We start from the raw sequence: 22,687 nt of genomic DNA, 5'->3' as shown, positions 1-22,687 counted from the left end.
GGGCGCCCATCAGGCACCCCGTTTGTTTTACCTCTAGCCCCGCGACTCAGTCGGCCTGCTGTACCTCAATACGCAGCTCGCGCGGCACCTCGAACACAATATTCTCTTCCCGCCCCTGCATCTCCTGCGCCGCCGAACCGCCCAGCGCCTGCAGACGGTCGATGACCTCACGCACCAGTACGTCCGGCGCCGATGCCCCGGCCGTCACCCCCACGCAGCCCACGCCGCTCAGCCAGGCATCGTTGATGTCCGACGCGCTGTCGATAAGGTAAGCCGGCTTTCCTGCCCGACGCGCCAGCTCAGCGAGACGGTTAGAGTTGGAGGAGTTTTTCGAGCCGACCACCAGCACCACGTCCGCCTGCGCTGCCAGACTACGCACCGCCTCCTGGCGGTTGGTGGTGGCGTAGCAGATATCGTCTTTACGCGGCCCGACGATCGCCGGGAAGCGCGCCCGCAGGGCGTCTATCACCTCAGAGGTGTCATCGACCGACAGCGTCGTCTGGGTCATAAAGCAGAGGTTACGTTCGTCTTTCACCTGCAGCTGCCAGACATCCTGCGGCGACTCAACCAGGTACATGCCCCCCAGCGGATTGCTGTACTGCCCCATGGTGCCCTCCACCTCCGGGTGGCCGGCATGGCCGATCAGGATGGCCTCCGTCCCGCGACGACTGGCGCGCGCCACCTCCATATGGACCTTGGTCACCAGTGGACAGGTGGCATCGAACAGCATGGTAAGGTGACGCGCCTTCGCTTCTGCGCGCACCGCCTGGGACACCCCGTGCGCCGAGAAAATCAGAATCGCCCCGTCGGGGACTTCGCCGATCTCCTCGATAAACACCGCACCGCGCTCACGCAGATCGTTCACCACGAAACGGTTATGCACCACCTCATGACGTACGTAGATCGGCGCGCCATAGATAGCCAAGGCGCGATCGACGATGCTGATCGCCCTATCGACCCCGGCACAGAAACCGCGCGGATTAGCCAGCAGAATGCGCATGTTCATCTCCCTGCGGTGGATCGATCGCCAGCACCTCAAGGTCAAAGGTCACCGGCATCCCCGCCAACGGGTGGTTAAAATCGACCGTGACCGACTCACCGACGATCTCACGAACCAGCCCCGGCATCTGGGCGCCGTCGGCGGCGGTGAACAGAATCACCGCGCCGGCCTGTGGCTCCCCGCTGTCGCGAAACTGTCCCAGTGGGAAAAACTGCACCAGATCATCGCTGCGCTCGCCGAACGCATCGGCAGGCGCTAGGGTGAACGCCCGCCGATCGCCGCGCCTACAGCCCAGCAGCTGAGCCTCCAGCGCCGGAGAGAGGCTGCCGTCGCCTAGCCGAAACAGCGCCGGCTGACCGCGCTCGCGTGACGACTCCGCCAGGGAGCCGTCCTCCAGCGTCAGCGTAAAATGCACCAGCACCGCGCTTGTCGCCTGAGCCTGAGGCATTACATTTTCTCCTTGTCACGCTGCGGCAAAAAGCCCTCAAGCACCACCAGCGCGGCCCCGATACAGATAGCGGTATCCGCCAGGTTAAAGGTGGCGAAGTGCCAGCTACCGACGTAAAAGTCGATCATATCGACGACGAAGCCATGCCACAGACGATCGAACAGATTACCCAGCGCCCCACCGATGATCAGCGCATAGGCAATGTTGTTCAGACGCTGCGAAGCCGCGCTGCGGTACATCATGACCAGCAAGGCTACGCAAATGGCAATGGCAATGCCGGCAAAGAACCAGCGCTGCCAGCCGCCGCTGTCGGCCAGGAAGCTAAAGGCGGCGCCATAGTTCCGCGCGTAGTGCAGATTGAGCGATGGGAACAGCGGCAGGGTCTCCCCCAGCATAAAATGCTGGAGGATCAGCTGCTTGCTACCCAAATCAACAATCAGTACGGCGACGACGATCCACAGCCAGCGCAGTCCGGTTGAAAGAGGAGGCCTGCGCATCATGCAAACTTACGCTCTTCGCCCTGGCCGGCCACGTTCGTGACGCAGCGCGGACACAGCTGAGGATGCGCGGCATCCTGACCGATGGCGGTCGAGTAATGCCAGCAGCGCGGGCACTTGCTGCCGGCGGCCTTGCTCAAACCCACCTTCAGCCCGGCCAGTTCGCTGGCAACCGCATCAGCAGAGGCCTGGGCCAATGGCTGTACGCGCGCCGCCGAGGTGATCAGCACAAAGCGCAGCTCGTCCTGCAGGCTATCCAGCTGCGTCGCCAGCGCCTCATCCGCATACAGCGTGATGGCGGCCTCCAGCGAGCCCCCCACCTTCTTGTCGTTGCGCGCCTGCTCGATGACCTTGTTCACCTCGCCGCGCACCTTCAGCAGCTCAGCCCAGAAGGCATCGTTCATCGACTCCGCGGTATCCAGACCAAACAGTCCCTGGTACCACTCTTCGGTAAACACGAACTGTGCGCGCTCGCCCGGCAGATAGCCCCAGATCTCATCGGCCGTAAAGGAGAGGATCGGCGCCATCCAGCGCACCAGCGCCTCTGCGATATGGTACAGCGCGGTCTGGCAGCTGCGGTGAGCCACGGAGTCAGCCTTGGCGGTGTACTGGCGATCCTTGATGATATCCAGATAGAAAGAGCCCATCTCGACGGAGCAGAACTGCATCAGACGCTGTACGACTTCGTGGAAGTCATAGTTTTCGTAGGCGGCGATGATCTCATCCTGCGCCTGCTTGGCGCAGCCGACCGCCCAGCGATCCAGCACCACCATATCCTCCGGCTTCACCATATCCTTACGCGGATCGAAACCGTTCAGGTTAGCCAGCAGGAAGCGGGCCGTATTACGGATGCGGCGGTAGGCATCGGCAGAGCGCTTAAGGATCTCGTCCGACACCGCCATTTCACCGGTATAGTCGGTCGAGGCGACCCACAGGCGCAGAATGTCGCCGCCCAGCTTGTTCATCACCTGCTGCGGGCTGACGACGTTACCGACGGACTTGGACATCTTACGCCCCTGCCCATCCACGGTGAAACCATGGGTCAGCACCTGGCGATACGGCGCCTTGCCTTTCATGGCGACGGAGATCATCAGCGAGGACATAAACCAGCCGCGATGCTGATCGGAGCCTTCCAGATACATATCCGGGCTGTGGCCGCCGAACTCAGGACGGGCGTCCACCACCGAGTAGCTGGTAGAGCCAGAGTCAAACCACACGTCCAGCGTATCCGGCACCTTCTCATACTGATCGGCTTCGTCGCCCAGCAGATCGCGAATGTCCAGATCCCACCAGGCCTGAATGCCCGCCTGCTCTACGCGCTTGGCGACCGTCTCCATCAGCTCCGTGGTACGCGGATGCAGCGCCTGCGTCTCTTTATGGACCAGCATGGCCATCGGCACGCCCCAGGTACGCTGGCGAGAGATACACCAGTCCGGGCGGTTCGCGACCATCGACTCGATGCGCGCTTTGCCCCAGGACGGGATCCAGCCGCTGAGATTCTGCTCATCCAGCCCCTGCCGTTCAATGCGCTCGATTTCAGCCAGCGACTGACTGCGCAGCCCCTGACGATCCATGCTGATAAACCACTGCGGCGTCGCACGGAAAATAATCGGGGTCTTATGACGCCAGCAGCAGGGATAGCTGTGGGTCAGCTTCTCTACGTGCAGCAGCGCGCCGCTGCTCTTGAGCAGGTCGATGACGACATCGTTAGCCTTAAAGACAAACAGCCCGTCCAGCGCCGGATGGGTACCCGGCAGATAACAGCCGTTGCTGCCGACCGGGTTGGCGATCTCCAGGCCGTATTTCTGACCGACGACGTAGTCGTCCGGGCCGTGGCCCGGCGCGGTGTGCACCGCACCGGTACCCGCGTCCAGAGTAACGTGGTCGCCCATGATGATCGGCACGTCAAAGCTCATGAAAGGATGGCGGAAACGCAGCAGCTCCAGGTCTTCCCCTTTGCAGCTGCCCAGCACCTGCCAGTGGTCGATACCCGCGCGCTTCATCACGCTCTCGACCAGCTCGGCGGCCAGGATCAGGCATTCGCCCTCCACCTGCACCAGCTGGTACTCCAGCTCCGGATGCAGCGCCACGGCGCGGTTGGCCGGCAGCGTCCAAGGGGTGGTGGTCCAGATAACCACGTTCACATCGCCCTTCGCCTCGCTGACGCCGAATTTTGCCAGCACCTGCGCTTTATCGACGGCGGCAAAGCGAACGTCGATGGACGGCGAGACCTTGTCGTAATACTCCACTTCCGCTTCGGCGAGCGAAGAGCCGCAGTCCGGACACCAGTGCACCGGCTTGGCCCCTTTCATCAGGTGGCCGTTATCCACAATGCGCGCCAGCGCACGGATGATATTGGCCTCGGTACCATAGTCCATAGTCAGGTAGGGGTGTTCCCAGTCGCCCAGCACGCCAAGACGGATAAAGTCGGCTTTCTGCCCGGCGACCTGCTCAGCGGCATAGGCGCGGCACTGCTCACGGAATTCAGCCGCGCTGTACTTTTCGCCCGGTTTGCCGATCAGCTGCTCTACCTTCAGCTCAATCGGCAGGCCGTGGCAATCCCAGCCGGGGATATAGGGCGAATCGTAGCCGGAGAGCCCCTTGGACTTGATAATAATATCTTTCAGAATTTTGTTGACTGAGTGACCAATATGAATGCTGCCGTTCGCATACGGAGGGCCATCATGCAGAATGAAGCTTTTCTTGCCTTTCTTAGCATTACGGATAATCCCGTACAGATCCTGCTCATACCAGTGTTGCAGCATGCCAGGCTCGCGCTTGGCCAGATCGCCGCGCATCGGGAACCCTGTTTCCGGCAAATTCAGGGTATTCTTGTAGTCACTCATCTTCGATTTCGGTTCCGTTTTCGGCTATTGGGATTGAGCCATCAGGCTCTGGACCGGTGTTGTCAGCCCAAAAAATTCGCGGGCAGCCACCACATCTTGGGCGATTTGCCGCTTCAGTGCATCAAGCGAATCAAAACGCTGTTCATTGCGCAGTTTTGCGCGGAGCACCACATCAATATGGCGCCCATAGAGATCCATCGTCACATCAAGCAGATGGACCTCCAGCTGCTGGCGTATGCCAGCGACGGTCGGACGGGTACCGATATTAGCCACGCCCGGCAAAGGCGTGGGACCCAGTCCATAAACATCAACGGCATAAACGCCTTTTACCGGCGCTACCAGCCGTTTTAGCGGTAGATTGGCGGTGGGGAAACCGATGGTACGCCCCAGCGCATCGCCATGCACCACCCGCCCGGCAATGCGATAGGGGTGGCCCAGCAGGCTTTCCGCGAGCGCCAGGTCGTCGTGGCGCAGCGCGTGGCGCACCGCGGTACTGCTGACCCGCCGATCGCCGACGCAGAAGCTGAGGCTGTTGGTGACGGTAAACCCATAGGCTTTACCGGCGGCCTGCAGCATGTGGTAATCCCCCTCACGCTCGGCGCCAAAGCGAAAATCATCGCCAATCATCAAAAACTTCACCCCAAGGCGCTCGACCAGCAGGTGTTTCACAAAATCTTGAGCCGAATGGCTGGCGAACTGGCGGTCAAAACGCACGCACAGCACGGCATCCACCCCGGCGTCGGCCAGATAGCGGCACTTATCCCGCAGGCGCGTCAAGCGCGCGGGCGCATTCTGCGGCGCGAACATCTCCAGCGGCTGGGGTTCAAAGATCATCACCATCACCGGCAACCCAAGACGCTCGCCCTCCTGACGCAGACGCGCCAGCAGCGCCCGATGTCCCCGGTGCACGCCGTCAAAGTTGCCGATGGTCAGCACGCAGCCACGATGCCGCGCGCGTAGGTTATGAATGCCGCGAATTAGCTCCATATCAGGCTCAAAACAGTGGAAATCGACGGATTATACCTTGTACAGCGACTAAGGTTAACCGGCGATTGTCGGGTGTTTAACGGGATTGATTCACCATACCGGAGTTAAGCCTACGATTAAATACATGAATGAGGATTTCTCGCCCGCCCGGCGCGACATCGCCGCCGCCTGCGCGCCGGCGACGGCCATTTAGCCCCCGCTCACCATCGTCCAACGGACATGATGGGAAAAATCGCGTGAAACGCTGTATTCCACACAACAAAGCTGGTAAAATTCGGCGCCATTGAAACGCACGGGTGTCGCAACTACAAGCGGCGCTTATTTGCACAAATCCATTGACAAAAGAAGGCTGAAAGGGCATATTCCTCGGCCTTTGAATTGTCCTCTATAGAATATTTTGGGAGTTGGACCTTGGCTAATATCAAGTCAGCTAAGAAACGCGCCGTTCAGTCTGAAAAGCGTCGCAAGCACAATGCTAGCCGTCGTTCCATGATGCGTACTTTCATCAAGAAAGTATACGCAGCTATCGCTACTGGCGACAAAGCAGCTGCTCAGGCAGCGTACAACGACATGCAGCCGATCGTTGACCGTCAGGCAAACAAAGGCCTGATCCACAAGAATAAAGCTGCTCGTCATAAAGCAAATCTGACCGCTCAGATCAACGCAATGCAGTAATCTGCCTTACGTTGTAAGCTTTATAAAAAACCGGCCTCGGCCGGTTTTTTTGTCTCTATCGCGGCATGCCTAACGGCTGAACAGCGCTGAAAAATCCTTGTTGCATACCCGCTGCACCGCCGGATGCTGAATCATCCGCTCGGCAAAAATCACGTAATACTCTTCCTGCACATTGTCGATACGCCCCACCTCGCGGATATTGTCCTGCACGTTGGCGTACATATCCTGCGCATAAATCGACGGCGCAACAAAAATGGCATCGTGATACAGGCCAAATGCCTTCATCAGCGCGGCGTCATCAAACTCGCCGAGGATCTGCACCTGTAGCCCCTGGCTGTTAAACCAGTTCAGCAGCTTGCGCCCCAGCATAGAGCGCCGCCCTGGAATTAACAGATTACGCTGCTCCAGGCAGGTCGGGAACGGCATCTCAGGCAGCGGCTGACGGCAGAAGAAGCTGACGCCGCACTCGCCGAGCTTGACGGAAAACAGCCCCTCCTGCTGACTGGAGTCCACCGGGCAATCCGACAGGATCATATCCAGCTTATGCTGGCTCAGCTGCTCCAGCAGCAGCTCGTGAGTCGACTCAAAGCAGCGCAGGTGGATCTGCTCATGATCGGCTACCGCGGTCTCCAGCACCTGGCTCACCAGCCGTTTAGAGAGCGCATCGGCTACGCCGACGTCAAACAGCATGCTGGACTCTTTGCGATAATTCACAATATCCAGCATCTCTTGGCTGAGCATAAACATGCGATCGGCATAGCGGAACACCAGCTGCCCCAGCTCCGAAGGCACCAGGCCGCGTCCCTGGCGCTTAAACAGCTTGCCGCCTAAGCGCTCTTCCAGCGCCTTAATCTGCCCGGTAATGGTCTGCGGCGTCAGAAACAGCGCCTCTGCGGCCCCGACCACCGACCCCTCTTTACACACTTGCCAGAAGTAATAGAGATGATTGAAATTTATATGTGACAGACGCACTTATGCGCACTCCTAGTGAGTTACCGCCGCAGTCCCCTCAGACGAACCCCGTCTGACGGCAGCAAGGGAGCCTTAACTAAGTAATAAGATAGCAGTTAGACCGATAGATATCATGCCATCAATAGATCTGTAACGGCACGCCATCCCCCCCTATACGAGAGCGGGGTCGCAAAAGCGACCCCGCGGAGGACATGTACCGAATCACGCGACCGTTGTTACGCCGCCGCTTTCTGCGCCGGCAGCACCCGCCGTAGCAGCAGATAGCCCACGATTGCCGCCAGGGAGGAGCCCAGCAGTATCCCCAGCCGCGAGAAGACGGCCAGCGCCGGATCCGCATCGCCAAAGGCCAGCGAGGCGATGAAGATGGACATGGTAAAGCCGATGCCGCACAGCACGCCGATGGCAATAATCTCCTTGAAGGTGGTCCCCTGCGGCAGCGTGGCCAGCTTCAGCTTAACGGCCAGCCAGCAGAACAGGCTGATCCCCAGCGGCTTGCCAATAAACAGACCGGCAATCACCCCCAGCGGCAGCAGAGAGAACAAACCCGACAGCGTCACGCCATCCAGAGAGACCCCGGCGTTGGCAAAGGCAAACAGCGGCAGGATCATATAAGCCACCCACGGATGCAGCGCATGCTCCAGCGAACGCGCCGGCGATTTGCCATCCTGCTCTTTCAACGGAACGAAGAAGCCGATCACCACGCCCGCCAGCGTCGCATGGACGCCAGACTTCAGCACCGCGGTCCACAGCACCACGCCGACCAAAATATACAGCCCGACGCGACGCACGTTAAACAGATTCAACAGCGCCAGCGCCACGATCGCCGCACCGGCCACCGCCAGCGACAGGATCGACAGATCGCTGGTGTAAAACAGCGCGATGATGATGATAGCGCCCAGGTCGTCGATGATGGCCAGCGCCAGCAGGAACACCTTCAGCGCCAGCGGCACCCGGTTCCCCAGCAGCGCCAGTACTCCCAGGGCAAAGGCAATATCGGTCGCAGCCGGGATAGCCCAGCCGGTGCTGGCAACGGCATCCTGACCGTTAAACAGCAGATAGATCAGCGCCGGCACCACCATCCCACCCAGGGCGGCGATCACCGGGAAAGCCGCCTGACGGGCGCTGGCCAGCGAACCGCACACCAGTTCGCGCTTCACTTCCAGACCAATCATCAGGAAGAATATTGCCATCAGGGCATCGTTAACCCACAGCAGCATATTTTTATTGATGTGCAGGCTGCCTACGCGTACCTCAACCGGCGTGTTGAGGAAGGCCTGATAGATATGGCTAGTCCAGTCCGTATTGGCCAGGATCATGGCCAGCGCGGCGGCGATGATCAAAATCACGCCGCCAAAGGCATCACTGCCGACGAAACGCTGCAAACTCTTTATCATTGCACTCATCCAAGCTACTGAAACAAAGAAGATAGGAAACTCTTATTATCAGCATACTCCCTCTTATAGCTCGAAAAAAGTAATTTATTTTTCGTATATAATTCGGAAAAATAGAGCTATTTTTTATAAAACAGGCACCATTAACGAACTGAGCTCGGCACGCACAAAATTGAGCTCAGCGCGCGCAATAAAAAATCCCCGGGCAGCGCGCTGCCCGGGGATTGAATACGCAGAACGAACGGAGTATCAGCGCGTCAGATCATCAAAGAACTTCTTCACCCCGTCGAAGAAACGCTTGGAACGAGGACTGTTCTTATCGCTGGCGGGGCCGCCAAAGCTCTCCTCCAGCTCACGCAGCAGCTGTTTCTGCTTGTCATTCAGGTTCACCGGCGTCTCGACCACTACGCGGCACAGCAGGTCACCCTGCGCCCCACCGCGCACCGACTTCACGCCCCGGCCGCGCATACGGAACATCTTACCGGTCTGCGTCTCGGCCGGAATCTTCAGCTTAACCCGTCCATCCAGGGTCGGCACCTCAATCTCACCGCCCAGCGCCGCCATCGCAAAGTTGATCGGCACCTCGCAGAACAGGTTATTATCTTCCCGCTCAAAAATCGGGTGAGCCTTCACCTGCACCTGTACATACAGATCGCCGGCCGGCGCCCCGTTCTCCCCGGCCTCGCCCTCGCCCGCCAGGCGAATCCGATCGCCGGTATCGACCCCGGCAGGGATTTTCACCGACAGGGTTTTGGATTTTTCAATCCGACCGTGGCCGTGACACTTGTTGCACGGATCTTTAATGATGGTGCCGCGCCCGTGGCAGTGCGGACAAGGCTGCTGTACGGTGAAGAAGCCCTGGCGCATCTGCACCTGACCGGCGCCATGGCAGGTCGGACAGGTAATCGGCTCGCTGCCCTTCTTGGCGCCGCTGCCGTGGCAGACATCGCACTCAACCAGGGTCGGAATCCGGATCTCTTTGGTGACGCCGCGTACCGCCTCTTCCAGCGTCAGATCCATGTTGTAACGCAGATCCGCGCCGCGCGCCGCGCGCTGACGACGACCGCCGCCGAAGATATCGCCGAACACGTCACCGAAGATGTCACTGAAATCCGCACCGCCGCCGAAACCACCGGCGCCGCCACCGCCCATACCGCCCTGCTCAAACGCCGCATGACCGTACTGATCGTAGGCCGCACGCTTCTGCGCATCGGTCAGGATTTCATAGGCTTCTTTGATTTCCTTAAACTTGTCCTCAGCCTCTTTATCGCCCTGATTACGGTCAGGGTGATACTTCATGGCCAGGCGTTTATAGGCTTTTTTGATTTCGCGCTCATCCGCTTCACGGGATACGCCCAAAATCTCATAGTAGTCTTTCTTCGCCATTTCGGTTGCTTTGCCCCTAACATAGAGGCACGGGCGTTGAGTTGCCTCGACGCCCGTGCCGGTGAATAACGGCGGCTGATGCCGCCGTTACCATGCCCGCTTAAGGGCGATTATTTTTTATCTTTCACTTCTTCGAATTCGGCGTCAACCACGTCGTCATCTTTCTTCGCGCTGGTGTCCGCCTGCGCTTCACCGGCCTGGGCCTGCTGCTGCGCCAGCTCCTGCAGCTTGGCAGAAGACTGTACCAGCGCCTGGATTTTAGCTTCGATATCCGCCTTATCCTCACCCTTACTGGCCGCTTCCAGCGCCTTCACAGCGTCTTCGATCGCGCTCTTGTCGGTCGCCGGCAGTTTGTCGCCTGCTTCTTCCACCAGCTTGCGAGTACCGTGCACCAGCTGATCGGCCTGGTTACGCACCTGAACCAGCTCTTCGAACTTGCGATCCGCTTCGGCATTGGCCTCGGCGTCGCGCACCATCTGCTTGATCTCATCTTCGCTCAGACCCGAAGAGGCCTTGATGGTGATGTTCTGCTCGCGACCGCTGTTCTTATCCTTAGCGGAAACGTGCAGGATGCCGTCGGCGTCGATGTCGAAGGTGACTTCGATTTGCGGCATACCGCGCGGCGCCGGCTGAATGCCATCCAGGTTAAACTGACCCAGAGACTTGTTATCCGCCGCACGCTTACGCTCACCCTGCAGGACATGAATGGTCACGGCAGACTGGTTGTCTTCAGCGGTCGAGAACACCTGACTGTGCTTGGTCGGAATGGTGGTGTTCTTAGAGATCAGCGCCGTCATGACGCCACCCATGGTTTCGATACCCAGAGACAGCGGGGTAACGTCCAGCAGCAGTACGTCTTTCACATCGCCCGCCAGCACGCCGCCCTGAACGGCCGCGCCGATGGCCACCGCTTCATCCGGGTTAACGTCCTTACGCGGCTCTTTACCGAAGAAATCAGCAACCTGCTTCTGCACCATCGGCATACGAGTCTGACCGCCGACCAGGATCACGTCGTCGATGTCAGAGACGGACAGACCGGCATCCTTCAGGGCCACCTTCAGCGGCTCCATGGAGCGAGCAACCAGATCTTCAACCAGAGATTCCAGTTTAGCGCGGGTTACCTTGATGTTCATGTGCTTCGGACCGGTGGCATCTGCGGTGATATAGGGCAGATTCACGTCGGTCTGCTGAGCGGAAGAAAGCTCGATCTTCGCCTTTTCTGCGGCCTCTTTCAGGCGCTGCATCGCCAGCGGATCGTTGCGCAGGTCGATACCCTGCTCTTTCTTAAACTCATCAACCAGGTAGTTGATCAGACGGCTATCAAAGTCTTCCCCGCCCAGATGGGTATCACCATTGGTCGCCAGAACTTCGAAGGTCTTCTCGCCGTCGACATCATCGATTTCGATGATGGAGATATCGAAGGTACCGCCGCCCAGGTCGTAGACCGCGATAGTGCGGTTACCCACCCCTTTGTCCATGCCGTAGGCCAGCGCAGCCGCGGTCGGCTCGTTGATGATACGCTTCACATCCAGACCGGCGATACGGCCGGCGTCTTTGGTCGCCTGGCGCTGCGCGTCGTTAAAGTAAGCCGGAACGGTAATGACCGCCTCAGTCACCGGCTCACCCAGGAAATCTTCCGCCGTTTTCTTCATTTTCTTCAGAACTTCAGCCGAGATCTGCGGCGGTGCGATCTTCTGGCCTTTCACTTCTACCCATGCGTCGCCGTTATCGGCGGCCACGATCTGATAGGGCATGATGTCTTTATCGCGCTGTGCTTCGGCATCTTCAAAACGACGGCCGATCAAACGTTTGATCGCAAACAGCGTGTTTTGCGGGTTGGTGACCGCCTGGCGTTTTGCCGGCTGGCCGACCAGAACTTCGCCATCCTGTGTATAGGCGATGATGGAAGGCGTGGTGCGATCGCCCTCAGCATTCTCCAGCACGCGGGCCTTGCCGCCATCCATAACAGCTACACAAGAGTTAGTTGTACCCAGGTCGATACCAATGATTTTACCCATCGAACGTCTCCACTAAAAATTCGGTTTTCAAGCTCGTTGTTACCTTAGGTGGGGGCGAGTTTTCGCATTTCAACCACCGTTCTCACCACATTTGCCGAACAGGGTAACAACTTCGATGTTACTAAGATGGGGTCGTCCGCGCAGGCATCAAGGGGGAAGATGCAAAAAAAAACGGATTTTTTATTACCAGAGATTGTTTCTTGTGCGATGCCTCTTTATTATGCCGCGCGATCGGGAACAGCGGCCGTTGTGGCGGCCCGGCGCACGTACCTACGGGCCCAAGCCCGTTTCTACATTCTATTATTACAGAGGCTTTATGCACACCAACAAGTTGGCAAATCCCGGCCCCCTGGGTCTGATGGGTTTTGGGATGACTACCGTCTTGCTGAACCTGCACAACGCAGGGCTCTTTCCGCTGACTTCCGTTATTCTGGCGATGGGGATCTTCTTTGGCGGTATCGCCCAGATCCTGGCTGGACTGCTGGAGTATAAGAAGGGCAATACCTTTGGGCTGACCGCGTTTACCGCCTACGGCTCCTTCTGGCTGACCCTGGTGGCGCTGCTGACGCTGCCCAAGATGGGGCTGGCCGAGGCCACCGACGCCCTGTCGCTGGGTGCCTACCTGGCACTGTGGGGCATCTTTACCCTGTTTATGTTCTTTGGCACCCTGCGCAGCAACCGCGTCCTGCAGTTTGTCTTCGCCAGCCTGACCGTACTGTTCTTCCTGTTGGCTTATGGCAACATCACGGCGAATGCCGCCGTGCTGCACATCGCCGGCATTGAGGGGATTATCTGCGGCGCCAGCGCTATCTATCTGGCGATGGCCGAGGTGATTAACGAGCAGTATGGCCGCGACGTATTGCCGATCGGCGCTAAGCACGCCTAACCGCGCGCCATCACGCAAAAGGCTTCCTGCAGGAAGCCTTTTTTGTAGATGGTTTGGCACCACGCGTAGCAAAACGCGCACCGACTAACGCGACAGCCGCGCTTCCCCCTGCGCCGCCCGCAGCGGAGCGCGCTGAAAATAGAACCCCAGCGCCACGCCCAGCAGCGAGAGCGCCAGCACATACCCCCCCGCCGCCAGCGGCGTCAGGGTCAGCAGCAGGGTCACCGCGATCGGCGTCAGGCCACCGAAAACCGCATAGGCCAGATTGTAAGAAAAGGAGATCCCGCTGAAACGCACTTCGGCAGGAAACGCGCAGACCATCACAAAGGGCACCGCGCCGATGGTGCCGATGCTAAAGCCGGCCAGTCCATAGCGCCAGAACAGCTGGGCCGGTTCGATCTGCGGCGACAGGCTGCTGAAGAACTGCCAGGTACACAGCGCCAGCAGTAGGCCTCCGCCGATAAACAGTCTCCCCGCCCCCACGCGATCCACCAGCCCACCGGCCAATACACAGCCCAGACTCATCGTCACAATCGCCACGCTGTTAGCCTGCAGGGTCAGCGCCGCGGGCAGGCCATACTGCGTCTGCAGCAGGCTCGGCGTCATCAGGATCACCACGACGATGCAGGCCGACAGCAGCCAGGTCAATAGCATCGACACCGCCACCGCACGGCGGTGATCGCGCACCACCTGCTTCAGCGGCAGCTCCGCCGCCAGCGCCCGACGAGCCTGCATCGCCAAAAATACCGGCGTCTCATGCAGCCAGCGCCGCAGGTACATCGCCATCAGCCCAAACAGCCCGCCCAAGAAGAACGGGATACGCCAGCCGCCGGCCAATACCTCCTGCGGCGTAAGCCAGCTATTCAGCCAGGTTGCCACCAGCGAACCGAGCAGAATCCCGGAGGTCAGCCCAGAGGTCAGGATCCCGCAGGCAAAGCCGATGCGCTGCGGCGGGACATGCTCCGCCACAAAAACCCAGGCGCCCGGGACCTCACCGCCGATCGCGGCCCCCTGCAGCACCCGCATCAACAGCAGTAGCAGCGGCGCGGCGATACCGATGCTTTGGTAGGTCGGCAGCATCCCCATCACCAGCGTCGGCAGCGCCATTAACAGAATACTTAGCGAGAACATGCGCTTGCGGCCAACGCGATCGCCGAAGTGCGCCATGATAATTCCGCCGAGCGGACGCGCCAGATACCCCGCGGCGAAAATGCCGAAGGTCTGCACCAGGCGCAGCCACTCCGGCATGTCCGGCGGGAAAAACAGCGCACCGACCACGGCGGCGAAAAACACGAAGATGATGAAGTCATAAAACTCCAGCGCCCCGCCCAGAGCGGCCAGCGCCAGCGTTTTATAGTCCTGATGGTTCAGACGACGATGATTGTGCAATTCCATATGTCTTGACGGCCCTATTTTTGTGACACTTATTGTTCATGTTGTGTTGCAAAAATAGAAATATAACGTTAGTCACAGACATACCAGTCATTCTGAATCTTATCTTGCAATGGCGCTAACTTCAGTTGATTGTTTCGCGCTGGGCACTTTTTGGCCTAAATGCTGCTATTACCGCCGAATGGGTTTCCACATAGGGTCCCTCCAGCAGCTGAATACAGTACGGGACGCTGGCAAAAATCCCGTGTACCAGCGGCGCGCCGCTGGCATCCTTCAACCCCTCCAGCGTTTCACGGATCGACTTCGGCTGCCCCGGCAGATTGATGATCAGCGCCTGTTTGCGGATCACCCCCACCTGACGCGACAGGATCGCCGTCGGCACAAAGCGCAGGCTGATCTGACGCATCTGCTCGCCAAACCCCGGCATCTCACGATCGGCGACCGCCAGCGTGGCATCCGGCGTCACGTCGCGTCGCGCCGGGCCAGTGCCGCCGGTGGTCAGCACCAGATGGCAGCCGCGCTCATCCACCAGCTCACACAGGGTCTGTTCGATCAGCGGCTGTTCGTCCGGGATCAATCGGGTCTCCAGGGTATAAGGGGTGGCCAACGCGCTGGCCAGCCAGGCCTCCAGCGCCGGGATCCCCAAGTCCTGATAGACACCGCTGGATGCCCTGTCAGAGATCGAGACTAAACCGATGCGTAGTGTATTCATGCAATAACCTCAACGACGATGCCTTCCGGCTGTGGATGCAGGATGATACTACGCCAGCCGCCGATCACCACGTCCGCACGCTGTAAAGAGTGACGAGGCCGACGGTAGCTCAGGGCGATGACCGTCATTCCCGCGGCCTGAGCCGCACGGATACCGGCCTCATCGCTTTCGATAACCAGGCAGTCGCGGGGATCCAGTCCATAGTGGCTGGCGGCCAGCAGGTACGGTTCGGGATCGGGACGACCGCAGCTGACCTGCTCTGCGCCGATCACCAATGGCGGCGGGCACATGCCGCTGTGGGCAATCTGCTCTGCGGCGCGCGGCTGCCCGGCCTGCGTCACGACGCCCCAGGGCGTTTCACCCAGCATCGCCAGCCACGCGGCGGCGTCCTGGCGCAGACGGCTGCGCCGCTGACGCACCGCGGCCAGCAGCGCCTGCTCCAGACGCTGACACTCCGCATCATCGCTGTAGCGGGGGGCCAGCTGGCGCAGGGTCTCCTGTACCCGCTGGCTATAAATGCGCGGACGCAGCAGGGCGTGGTCTATCTGGCGCTGATGCGCCCACTGCTCCCACACCTGCTCCGCATGGTCGTCGCTGTCGAGCAGCGCGCCGTCCATATCCAGAAAGATGGCGGCGAAATGTTTTCTCCACATAACCCAATCTCCTCTGTCGGCAATCTACGATGTCGTAACGGATGCTCTGGAAAAACGTTAGCGCCATCGTCGCGAAGAGGCAAAACTTATCGAGCGGAAGGGGAGCAGGAAACGGCACAGAAAACTGCCAGCGAACGCTGGCGCGCCGCCGTGAACGGCGCGCCGCGCGTCTACAGACCGAGGCACAAATATTTAATTTCCAGATAGTCCTCAATGCCGTATTTGGCACCTTCTCGGCCCAGTCCAGAGGATTTTACCCCGCCAAACGGCGCCATCTCATTGGAGATAAGCCCACTGTTGATACCGACGATGCCATACTCCAGCGCCTCGGCGACGCGGAATACCCGCCCCACGTCGCGAGTATAGAAGTAGGAGGCCAGACCGAACTCCGTCGCATTGGCCCGGGCGATAACCTCATCTTCGTCACGGAAACGAAACAGCGGCGCCAGCGGACCAAACGTCTCCTCGCGCGCAACCTGCGCATCGGCGGGCACGTCCAGCAGAACGGTCGGACAAAAGAAGTTCTCACCGCGGGCGTCAGCCTGACCGCCGCAGGCGATACGGGCGCCGCGCGCCACCGCATCGGCAATATGCGCCTCCACTTTGGCCCGCGCCCGGCCATCGATCAGCGGACCGACCGTCACGCCGTCATCCAGCCCATTGCCCATCTTCAGCGCCTGTACCGCGCTGCACAGCTTCTCGGCAAAGCGCTCATAAATGCCCTCCTGTACATACAGGCGATTGGCGCACACGCAGGTTTGGCCAGCATTACGAAACTTACTGGCCATCGCCCCCGCCACCGCCTGATCCAGATCGGCATCATCAAAAACGATAAACGGCGCATTGCCGCCCAGCTCCAGAGAGACTTTCTTGATATCGTGCGCGCACTGCGCCATCAGCTGACGCCCGATCTCCGTCGATCCGGTGAAGCTCAGCTTGCGCACCAGCGGATTCGCGGTCAGCTCATTTCCCACCGCCCCGGCCGAACCGGTCACCACGCTAAAGACCCCCTGCGGAACCCCGGCACGCAGCGCTAGCTCCGCCAGCGCCAGCGCAGAGTAGGGCGTCTGGCTGGCGGGCTTCAGCACCATGGTACAGCCGGCGGCCAGCGCCGGCCCGGCCTTGCGGGTGATCATCGCCGCTGGAAAATTCCACGGCGTAATCGCCGCCGTTACGCCGATGGGCTGCTTGATCACCAGCAGACGCTTATCTCCCTGCGGAGCGGGGATAGTATCGCCGTAGACCCGCTTGGCCTCTTCGGCAAACCACTCAATAAACGACGCCGCATAGGCTATCTCACCGCGCGACTCCGCCAGCGGCTTCCCCTGCTCCAAGGTCATCAGCCGAGCCAGATCCTCTTGATGCGCCAGGATCAGATCAAACCAGCGGCGCAGGATCTGCGCCCGCGCCTTCCCCGTGCGGGCGCGCCAGCCCGGCAGCGCGTGGGCGGCAGCCTCGATCGCCCGTCGGGTCTCCGCCGCCCCCATCTTCGGTACGCTGCCCAGCGTATCCCCGCTTGCCGGGTTAATCACCGTCATGACGTCGCCGCTATCGGCATCGCACCACACCCCGTCAATCAGCGCCTGTTGACGAAACAGGCCCATATCATGGAGCTGCATCATGTTTCACCTCGCTTATCGGCGTCAGCGCATCGCTATCCGCCTTGAGCCTACCGCCGCGATGCGGCAGATAAAAAAAACACCCCGGGCGCACGCGCGGCCGGGGTGTTCGGGATATTCGGCAAAACGCGCTTACAGCAGCGCGCCGATCATGCTTTCCAGCTTACCCTGGTCAACGGCGAACTTGCGGATACCGTCCGCCAGTTTCTCTACCGCCATCGGATCCTGGTTATGCTGCCAGTAGAACTCAGCCTCGCTCATCCGCGCCGGGCGAGCCTTGACTTCGCCCTGGTAAGCCAGCTTACGCTCAACGCTACCGGTGCTTTCAGACAGCGTTTTCAGCAGCGATGGCGAGATGGTCAGGCGATCGCAGCCGGCCAGCTCCAGGATCTCGCCGACGTTGCGGAAGCTCGCGCCCATCACCACGGTTTCATAGCCGTGCTGTTTATAGTAGTTATAGATTTCAGTAACGGAAATCACGCCCGGATCTTCTGCCGGGGCGAACTCGCTCTTGTCTCCGTTAGCCTTATGCCAGTCCAGAATACGGCCGACAAACGGTGAAATCAGGAACACGCCGGCTTCGGCGCAGGCACGGGCCTGAGCAAAGGAGAACAGCAGGGTCAGGTTACAGTTGATGCCCTCTTTCTCCAGGCGCTCCGCGGCGCGGATGCCCTGCCAGGTTGAGGCCAGCTTGATCAGGATACGATCGTTGCTGATGCCGGCATCGTTATACAGCTTGATCAGGCGCTTCGCCTTCGCCACGCTGGCTTCGGTGTCATAGGAAAGACGGGCGTCCACTTCAGTGGAGATGCGGCCCGGGATCAGCTTGAGGATCTCCAGACCGATATTTACCGCCAGCTTGTCTGAGGCATCCACGATCTGCTGCGCGCGATCGCCGCTCTGGGCACGAGCCCAGGCAATGGCATCGTCGATCAGTTTACGGTATTCCGGAATTTGCGCGGCGTTGAGGATCAGAGAGGGGTTAGTCGTGGCATCCTGAGGCTGATACTGCTTCATCGCGGCGATATCGCCAGTATCAGCGACAACGGTGGTCAGTTGACGCAGGGAGGTCAGTTTATCGGTCATTTTAGCGTTCCCATTTTGGTGTATTAACCAGCTTGATACGCCAATTGTTATCTCCCCCGTCGCTTACGGCCAAATACCTCGCCGCTATCAGGGGTATCACCTTGCGCAAAGGCGAAAGCGCTAACAAATTGTGCATGAGCTTGTGACGTGCCTGCTCTGATGATAACACGCTGTTTGCGTTGCGCAATGGAGGAAACAGCGCGGGAAAATACGCCGTTTTTCCACATTCTGGCCGTAAATTGTCGGGCAACCGTTTACCCAGTGACAATGACTGCAGAGCAAGCGTTAACGCGAATATTCTGCCCTGCCTATTAAAAATCATGCTACATTCTTGCCGCCTTTATCGGCACGGTGTCGCGCCGCGTTGCGCAACGGGCGGCGGTGCGTACCGTATCATCAGGGAGATGACATAATAAAAGAGGAGCACGCATTGACGGATCTCATTAGTTTTATCAACAACATCTTATGGGGCTCGGTACTGATCTATCTGCTGATCGGCGCTGGCCTGTATTTCACGTTCCGCACCGGTTTTATTCAGTTTCGCCATTTTGGCCACATGTTTTCTGTTCTGAAGAACAGCAACAAGGCCGACAGCGGCGGTATCTCCTCCTTTCAGGCGCTGTGTACCAGCCTGGCCGCACGCGTCGGCACGGGTAACCTGACCGGCGTCGCTATCGCGCTGACCGCCGGTGGACCGGGCGCCATCTTCTGGATGTGGATCATCGCCCTGATCGGCATGGCCACCTCCTTTATTGAGAGCACCCTGGCACAGCTGTACAAGACCCGTGACGATCAGGGCAACTTCCGCGGCGGTCCAGCCTACTATATGGAAAAGGGGCTCGGCATGCGCTGGATGGGGATCCTGTTCTCCCTGTTTCTGCTGGTTGCCTTTGGGCTGGTCTTCAACGCGGTGCAGGCCAACTCCATCGCGCAGGCGACGGCCGTTGCTTTCCATATTCCGCCGCTGTACGTCGGCATCGCGCTGATGCTGATGTGCGGCGTCGTCATCTTTGGCGGCCTGCGCTCGATTGCCCGAACCGCCGAACTGGTGGTGCCGGTCATGGCGATTGCCTATCTGCTGCTGGCATTCTGGGTGATGGGACACAATCTGGCCCGAATGCCAGAGGTGCTGCTGCTGGTGATTAAAAGCGCCTTTGGCCTGCAGGAGGCCGCCGCCGGCGCCATCGGCTACGGCATCTCTCAGGCGATGACCCAAGGGATCCAGCGCGGGCTGTTCTCCAACGAGGCCGGCATGGGATCGGCGCCCAACGCCGCCGCCTCCGCCACCCCGTATCCGCCGCACCCCGCCTCACAGGGCTACGTGCAGATGCTGGGGGTCTTTATGGATACGCTGGTTATCTGCAGCGCGACCGCCGCCATTATTCTCTCCTCCGGCGTCCTGGACGCCGCGCCGGGCACCATCAGCGGCATTGAGCTGACCCAGCGGGCGCTCTCCTCCGCCGTCGGCGACTGGGGCGGCATCTTTATCGCCGTCGCTATTTTCTTCTTCGCCTTCACCTCGATCATCGCGAACTATGCCTATGCGGAGAGCAATCTGATCTTTCTGGAGCACAACCATCCGCACGGCCTGGTTTTCCTGCGCCTGTGTACGCTGGGCATGGTGATGTTCGGCGCGCTGGCGGAGCTGCCCCTCGTCTGGAAAATGGCCGATCTCTCCATGGCCCTGATGGCGATAACCAACCTGATCGCCATCCTGCTGCTGTCGGGCGTCGCCTTCAAGCTGGCGCGTGACTATAACCACCAGCGCCGTCTGGGGTTACTGCCGACGCTGGACCTCAGTAAGTATCCCGAGATCCAGCAGCAGGTTGAGCCCGGTATCTGGGAAAAACCACCGCGGCAGTAAGTGATCGCCAAGGGGGAGCGTCGCCTCCCCCTATCACAGCAATTCTCCCCGCCGCCGGCGCAGTTTGCTACAGTAGACGAGGTCACTCATCTTCTTTTGCAGGACGCCGCTATGCTGACGATTATCTCTCCGGCTAAAACGTTGGATTACACCTCTCCGCTGGCCACCCAGCGCTATACCCAGCCGCAGATGCTGGCGCAGGCCGAAACCCTGATGCAGACGGTGCGCACGCTGACGCCGGCGCAGCTGGGCTCGCTGATGAAAATCAGCGACAAGCTGGCCGGACTGAACGCCGCCCGCTTCACCGAGTGGCAGCCCCGCTTCACGCCGGAAAATGCCCGTCAGGCGATCCTGGCCTTCAAGGGAGACGTCTATACCGGACTCCAGGCGGAGACGTTCAGCGAGCAGGACTTTGACTTTGCCCAACGGCACCTGTGCATGCTGTCAGGCCTGTACGGCGTGCTGCGCCCGCTGGATCTGATGATGCCCTACCGGTTGGAGATGGGAACCCGTCTGCACACCCCGTACGGCAACGATCTGTACGCCTTCTGGGGCGACAGCATCACCCGGCAGCTCAACCAGCAGCTGCAGCAGCAGGGCGATCGGGTCGTCGTTAATCTGGCCTCAGACGAATACTTTAAGGCGGTCAGGCCGGCGGCGCTGGAGGGCGAGCTGATTAAGCCGATCTTTATGGATGAGAAGAATGGCAGCATGAAGGTCATCAGCTTCTACGCCAAGAAGGCGCGCGGGCTGATGAGCCGCTTTATTATCCAGGCGCGCCTGCGCGATCCGGAGCAGCTCAAGGCGTTCGATCTGGAGGGCTATGCCTTTGCCGGTGAAACGCAGGGACGCCAGGGGCGCGAGCTGCTGTTTACCCGTCGCCACTCGGCGATATCCCCCGCGCGCTGACCCATCGCCTTACGCCGCTCCGCCCTTCTCCCCCGCGCAGAGGCGGGGGCATGAGCGTTATGGGCGATCCAGCAGTGCCGCCCGCAGGCGGGAAAAGTCGGCGGGCAGCGTCTGTGACAGCAGCGGCAGTGCAGCCCGCGCCGCCAACGCCTGCGGTAGCGGGATGCTCCGCTGCAGGATCGTTTCAACAGACTCTTGGAACTTGGCCGGATGGGCGGTTCCCAGAAACAGGCCATACTCGCCGGGCTGCAGATCGTCACGCAGCGCTCGATAGGCGATAGCGGCATGGGGTTCGCTGACATACCCGAGCGCCGCCAGCTCACGCATCGCCGCCGCGGTCTGCGCATCGCTCAGCGCCCCGTAGCCCAGCGCGCCCAGCGACCACTCTCTACGCCGGAACAGCTCTTCCACCCGCGGCCAGTTGTTGGGACGGCTGACGTCCATGGCATTGGAGAGGGTCGCGACGGTCTCATGGGGCTGCCAGACGCCGCTGGATAAGAAACGCGGCACGGTATCATTGGCATTGGTCGCGGCGATAAAACGCTTCACCGGCAGCCCCAGCGACTGGGCCAGCAGCCCGGCGGTTAGATCGCCGAAGTTGCCGCTCGGTACCGAGATCACCAGCTGATTGCGCGCCGCCTGCGGCAGCTGGGCTACCGCCTCAAAGTAGTAGCAGATCTGCGCCAGCAGCCGGCTGATATTGATAGAGTTAGCCGAGTTTAGCCCCAGCTCACGGCACAGCGTCGGATCGTCAAACGCCTGTTTGACCAGCGCCTGGCAGGCATCGAAGTCGCCCTCGATCGCCAGCGTACGAATATTGCCGCCCAGGGTACAGAACAGCTTCTCCTGCAGCGGACTGACCTTGCCGCGCGGGTAGAGGATCACCACCTGGACGTTTTTCAGACCATAAAACGCATGGGCGACCGCGGCGCCGGTATCGCCGGAGGTGGCGGTCAGAATGGTCACCGGCCGATCCCCTGCGACCTGCTGCAGCATCTGCGCCATAAAGCGCCCGCCAAAGTCCTTGAACGCCAGCGTCGGCCCATGAAACAGCTCCAGCGCAGCGATATCATCGCTGACCGGCACCACAGGCGCAGGGAAGTCGAAGGCGGCCTGCACCCGATCGCGCAGCGTCTCAAAGGGGAACTCATCCCCCAGATACGCCGCCAGAATATGCGCGCTGCGGGTTACAAAATCCTGCTCCAGCAGGGCATCGATCTGCGCCCGCGCCAGGGCGGGCAGCGCATGGGGAAAGAACAGTCCCTGCTGGCGCCCCAGCCCCTGAACCAGCGCCTGCGCAAAGTTAACCTGCTCGTTGTGATCTTTTAAATTGTACAGTTTCATGG

The 22,687-nt window shown here is 60.1% G+C and carries 19 protein-coding genes; 4 read left to right on the top strand and 15 right to left on the bottom strand.

Annotated features, from left to right (window positions below; genetic code table 11):
- Positions 1–46 precede the first annotated feature (46 nt).
- From ispH to ribF, 5 genes are read right to left on the bottom strand one after another with little or no spacing between them, the layout of a single operon-like run.
- Positions 47–1,000, bottom strand: coding sequence for a 4-hydroxy-3-methylbut-2-enyl diphosphate reductase (gene ispH / locus BRD58_RS03180; RefSeq protein ID WP_012847456.1), 954 nt, complete (start codon positions 998–1,000; stop codon positions 47–49).
- Complete coding sequence (gene fkpB / locus BRD58_RS03175; protein ID WP_012847455.1) at positions 981–1,448, bottom strand: FKBP-type peptidyl-prolyl cis-trans isomerase; 468 nt, start codon at positions 1,446–1,448, stop codon at positions 981–983. The genes ispH and fkpB overlap by 20 nt, the downstream gene beginning before the upstream one ends.
- Positions 1,448–1,945 carry a signal peptidase II gene (lspA, locus tag BRD58_RS03170; protein WP_073383840.1) on the bottom strand — a complete coding sequence of 166 codons (498 nt, stop codon included), beginning with the start codon at positions 1,943–1,945 and terminating at the stop codon, positions 1,448–1,450. The genes fkpB and lspA overlap by 1 nt, the downstream gene beginning before the upstream one ends.
- Positions 1,945–4,791: an isoleucine--tRNA ligase gene (gene ileS / locus BRD58_RS03165; protein WP_073381548.1), complete on the bottom strand. Its 2,847-nt coding sequence runs from the start codon at positions 4,789–4,791 to the stop codon at positions 1,945–1,947. Before ileS ends, lspA begins: the two co-directional genes overlap by 1 nt.
- Before the next feature lie 24 nt (positions 4,792–4,815).
- Positions 4,816–5,778, bottom strand: coding sequence for a bifunctional riboflavin kinase/FAD synthetase (ribF, locus tag BRD58_RS03160; RefSeq protein ID WP_015460923.1), 963 nt, complete (start codon positions 5,776–5,778; stop codon positions 4,816–4,818).
- 411 nt (positions 5,779–6,189) lie between these two features.
- On the opposite strand from ribF, the gene rpsT reads away from it, so the two are divergent.
- On the top strand, positions 6,190–6,453 hold the full coding sequence (gene rpsT / locus BRD58_RS03155; protein ID WP_015460922.1) for a 30S ribosomal protein S20: 264 nt from the start codon (positions 6,190–6,192) through the stop codon (positions 6,451–6,453).
- Between the two features lie 69 nt (positions 6,454–6,522).
- On the opposite strand, the gene nhaR is transcribed toward rpsT, so the two are convergent.
- The 4 genes from nhaR to dnaK form a co-directional block, all read right to left on the bottom strand.
- Positions 6,523–7,425 (bottom strand): transcriptional activator NhaR, encoded by a 903-nt coding sequence (gene nhaR / locus BRD58_RS03150; RefSeq protein WP_073381546.1) that lies wholly within the window; start codon positions 7,423–7,425, stop codon positions 6,523–6,525.
- A gap of 215 nt (positions 7,426–7,640) precedes the next feature.
- A complete protein-coding gene (gene nhaA / locus BRD58_RS03145) occupies positions 7,641–8,819 on the bottom strand; it encodes a Na+/H+ antiporter NhaA (protein WP_012847449.1) in 1,179 nt (392 codons plus the stop codon).
- Positions 8,820–9,065: 246 nt separating this feature from the next.
- Positions 9,066–10,202, bottom strand: a complete 1,137-nt coding sequence (dnaJ, locus tag BRD58_RS03140) for a molecular chaperone DnaJ (RefSeq protein ID WP_012847448.1) — start codon at positions 10,200–10,202, stop codon at positions 9,066–9,068.
- A 110-nt stretch (positions 10,203–10,312) separates the two neighbouring features.
- A complete protein-coding gene (gene dnaK / locus BRD58_RS03135) occupies positions 10,313–12,220 on the bottom strand; it encodes a molecular chaperone DnaK (protein ID WP_012847447.1) in 1,908 nt (635 codons plus the stop codon).
- 316 nt (positions 12,221–12,536) lie between these two features.
- Between dnaK and satP the strand changes: the two genes are divergently transcribed.
- Positions 12,537–13,106 (top strand): acetate uptake transporter, encoded by a 570-nt coding sequence (satP, locus tag BRD58_RS03130; RefSeq protein ID WP_034168347.1) that lies wholly within the window; start codon positions 12,537–12,539, stop codon positions 13,104–13,106.
- Between the two features lie 84 nt (positions 13,107–13,190).
- Here the strand turns inward: satP and BRD58_RS03125 are convergent, their stop codons facing one another.
- The 5 genes from BRD58_RS03125 to tal form a co-directional block, all read right to left on the bottom strand.
- A complete protein-coding gene (locus tag BRD58_RS03125; RefSeq protein WP_012847445.1) occupies positions 13,191–14,501 on the bottom strand; it encodes an MFS transporter in 1,311 nt (436 codons plus the stop codon).
- A 121-nt stretch (positions 14,502–14,622) separates the two neighbouring features.
- A complete protein-coding gene (mog, locus tag BRD58_RS03120) occupies positions 14,623–15,210 on the bottom strand; it encodes a molybdopterin adenylyltransferase (RefSeq protein ID WP_012847444.1) in 588 nt (195 codons plus the stop codon).
- Entirely contained in the window at positions 15,207–15,863 is a 657-nt protein-coding gene (locus BRD58_RS03115) for an HAD family hydrolase (protein ID WP_012847443.1), read from the bottom strand. The genes mog and BRD58_RS03115 overlap by 4 nt, the downstream gene beginning before the upstream one ends.
- A gap of 170 nt (positions 15,864–16,033) precedes the next feature.
- Entirely contained in the window at positions 16,034–17,482 is a 1,449-nt protein-coding gene (gabD, locus tag BRD58_RS03110; protein WP_073383837.1) for an NADP-dependent succinate-semialdehyde dehydrogenase, read from the bottom strand.
- Positions 17,483–17,614: 132 nt separating this feature from the next.
- Positions 17,615–18,568, bottom strand: coding sequence for a transaldolase (tal, locus tag BRD58_RS03105; protein ID WP_015460919.1), 954 nt, complete (start codon positions 18,566–18,568; stop codon positions 17,615–17,617).
- A 430-nt stretch (positions 18,569–18,998) separates the two neighbouring features.
- On the opposite strand from tal, the gene BRD58_RS03100 reads away from it, so the two are divergent.
- Together BRD58_RS03100 and yaaA are read left to right on the top strand one after the other, a co-directional pair.
- On the top strand, positions 18,999–20,432 hold the full coding sequence (locus tag BRD58_RS03100; protein WP_012847440.1) for an alanine/glycine:cation symporter family protein: 1,434 nt from the start codon (positions 18,999–19,001) through the stop codon (positions 20,430–20,432).
- A gap of 111 nt (positions 20,433–20,543) precedes the next feature.
- Positions 20,544–21,341, top strand: a complete 798-nt coding sequence (yaaA, locus tag BRD58_RS03095; protein WP_012847439.1) for a peroxide stress protein YaaA — start codon at positions 20,544–20,546, stop codon at positions 21,339–21,341.
- A gap of 57 nt (positions 21,342–21,398) precedes the next feature.
- On the opposite strand, the gene thrC is transcribed toward yaaA, so the two are convergent.
- The gene (gene thrC, locus BRD58_RS03090) at positions 21,399–22,685 is read right to left on the bottom strand and encodes a threonine synthase (protein ID WP_069578184.1); all 1,287 of its coding nucleotides are present in this window, start codon (positions 22,683–22,685) and stop codon (positions 21,399–21,401) included.
- Between the last annotated feature and the right edge of the window lie 2 nt (positions 22,686–22,687).

The organism is Edwardsiella piscicida (genome assembly GCF_001896205.1).
In the GTDB taxonomy this organism is placed as follows: domain Bacteria; phylum Pseudomonadota; class Gammaproteobacteria; order Enterobacterales; family Enterobacteriaceae; genus Edwardsiella; species Edwardsiella piscicida.
The sequence above is the reverse complement of the archived record's forward strand: the minus strand, read 5'-3'. Positions and strand labels throughout refer to the sequence as shown.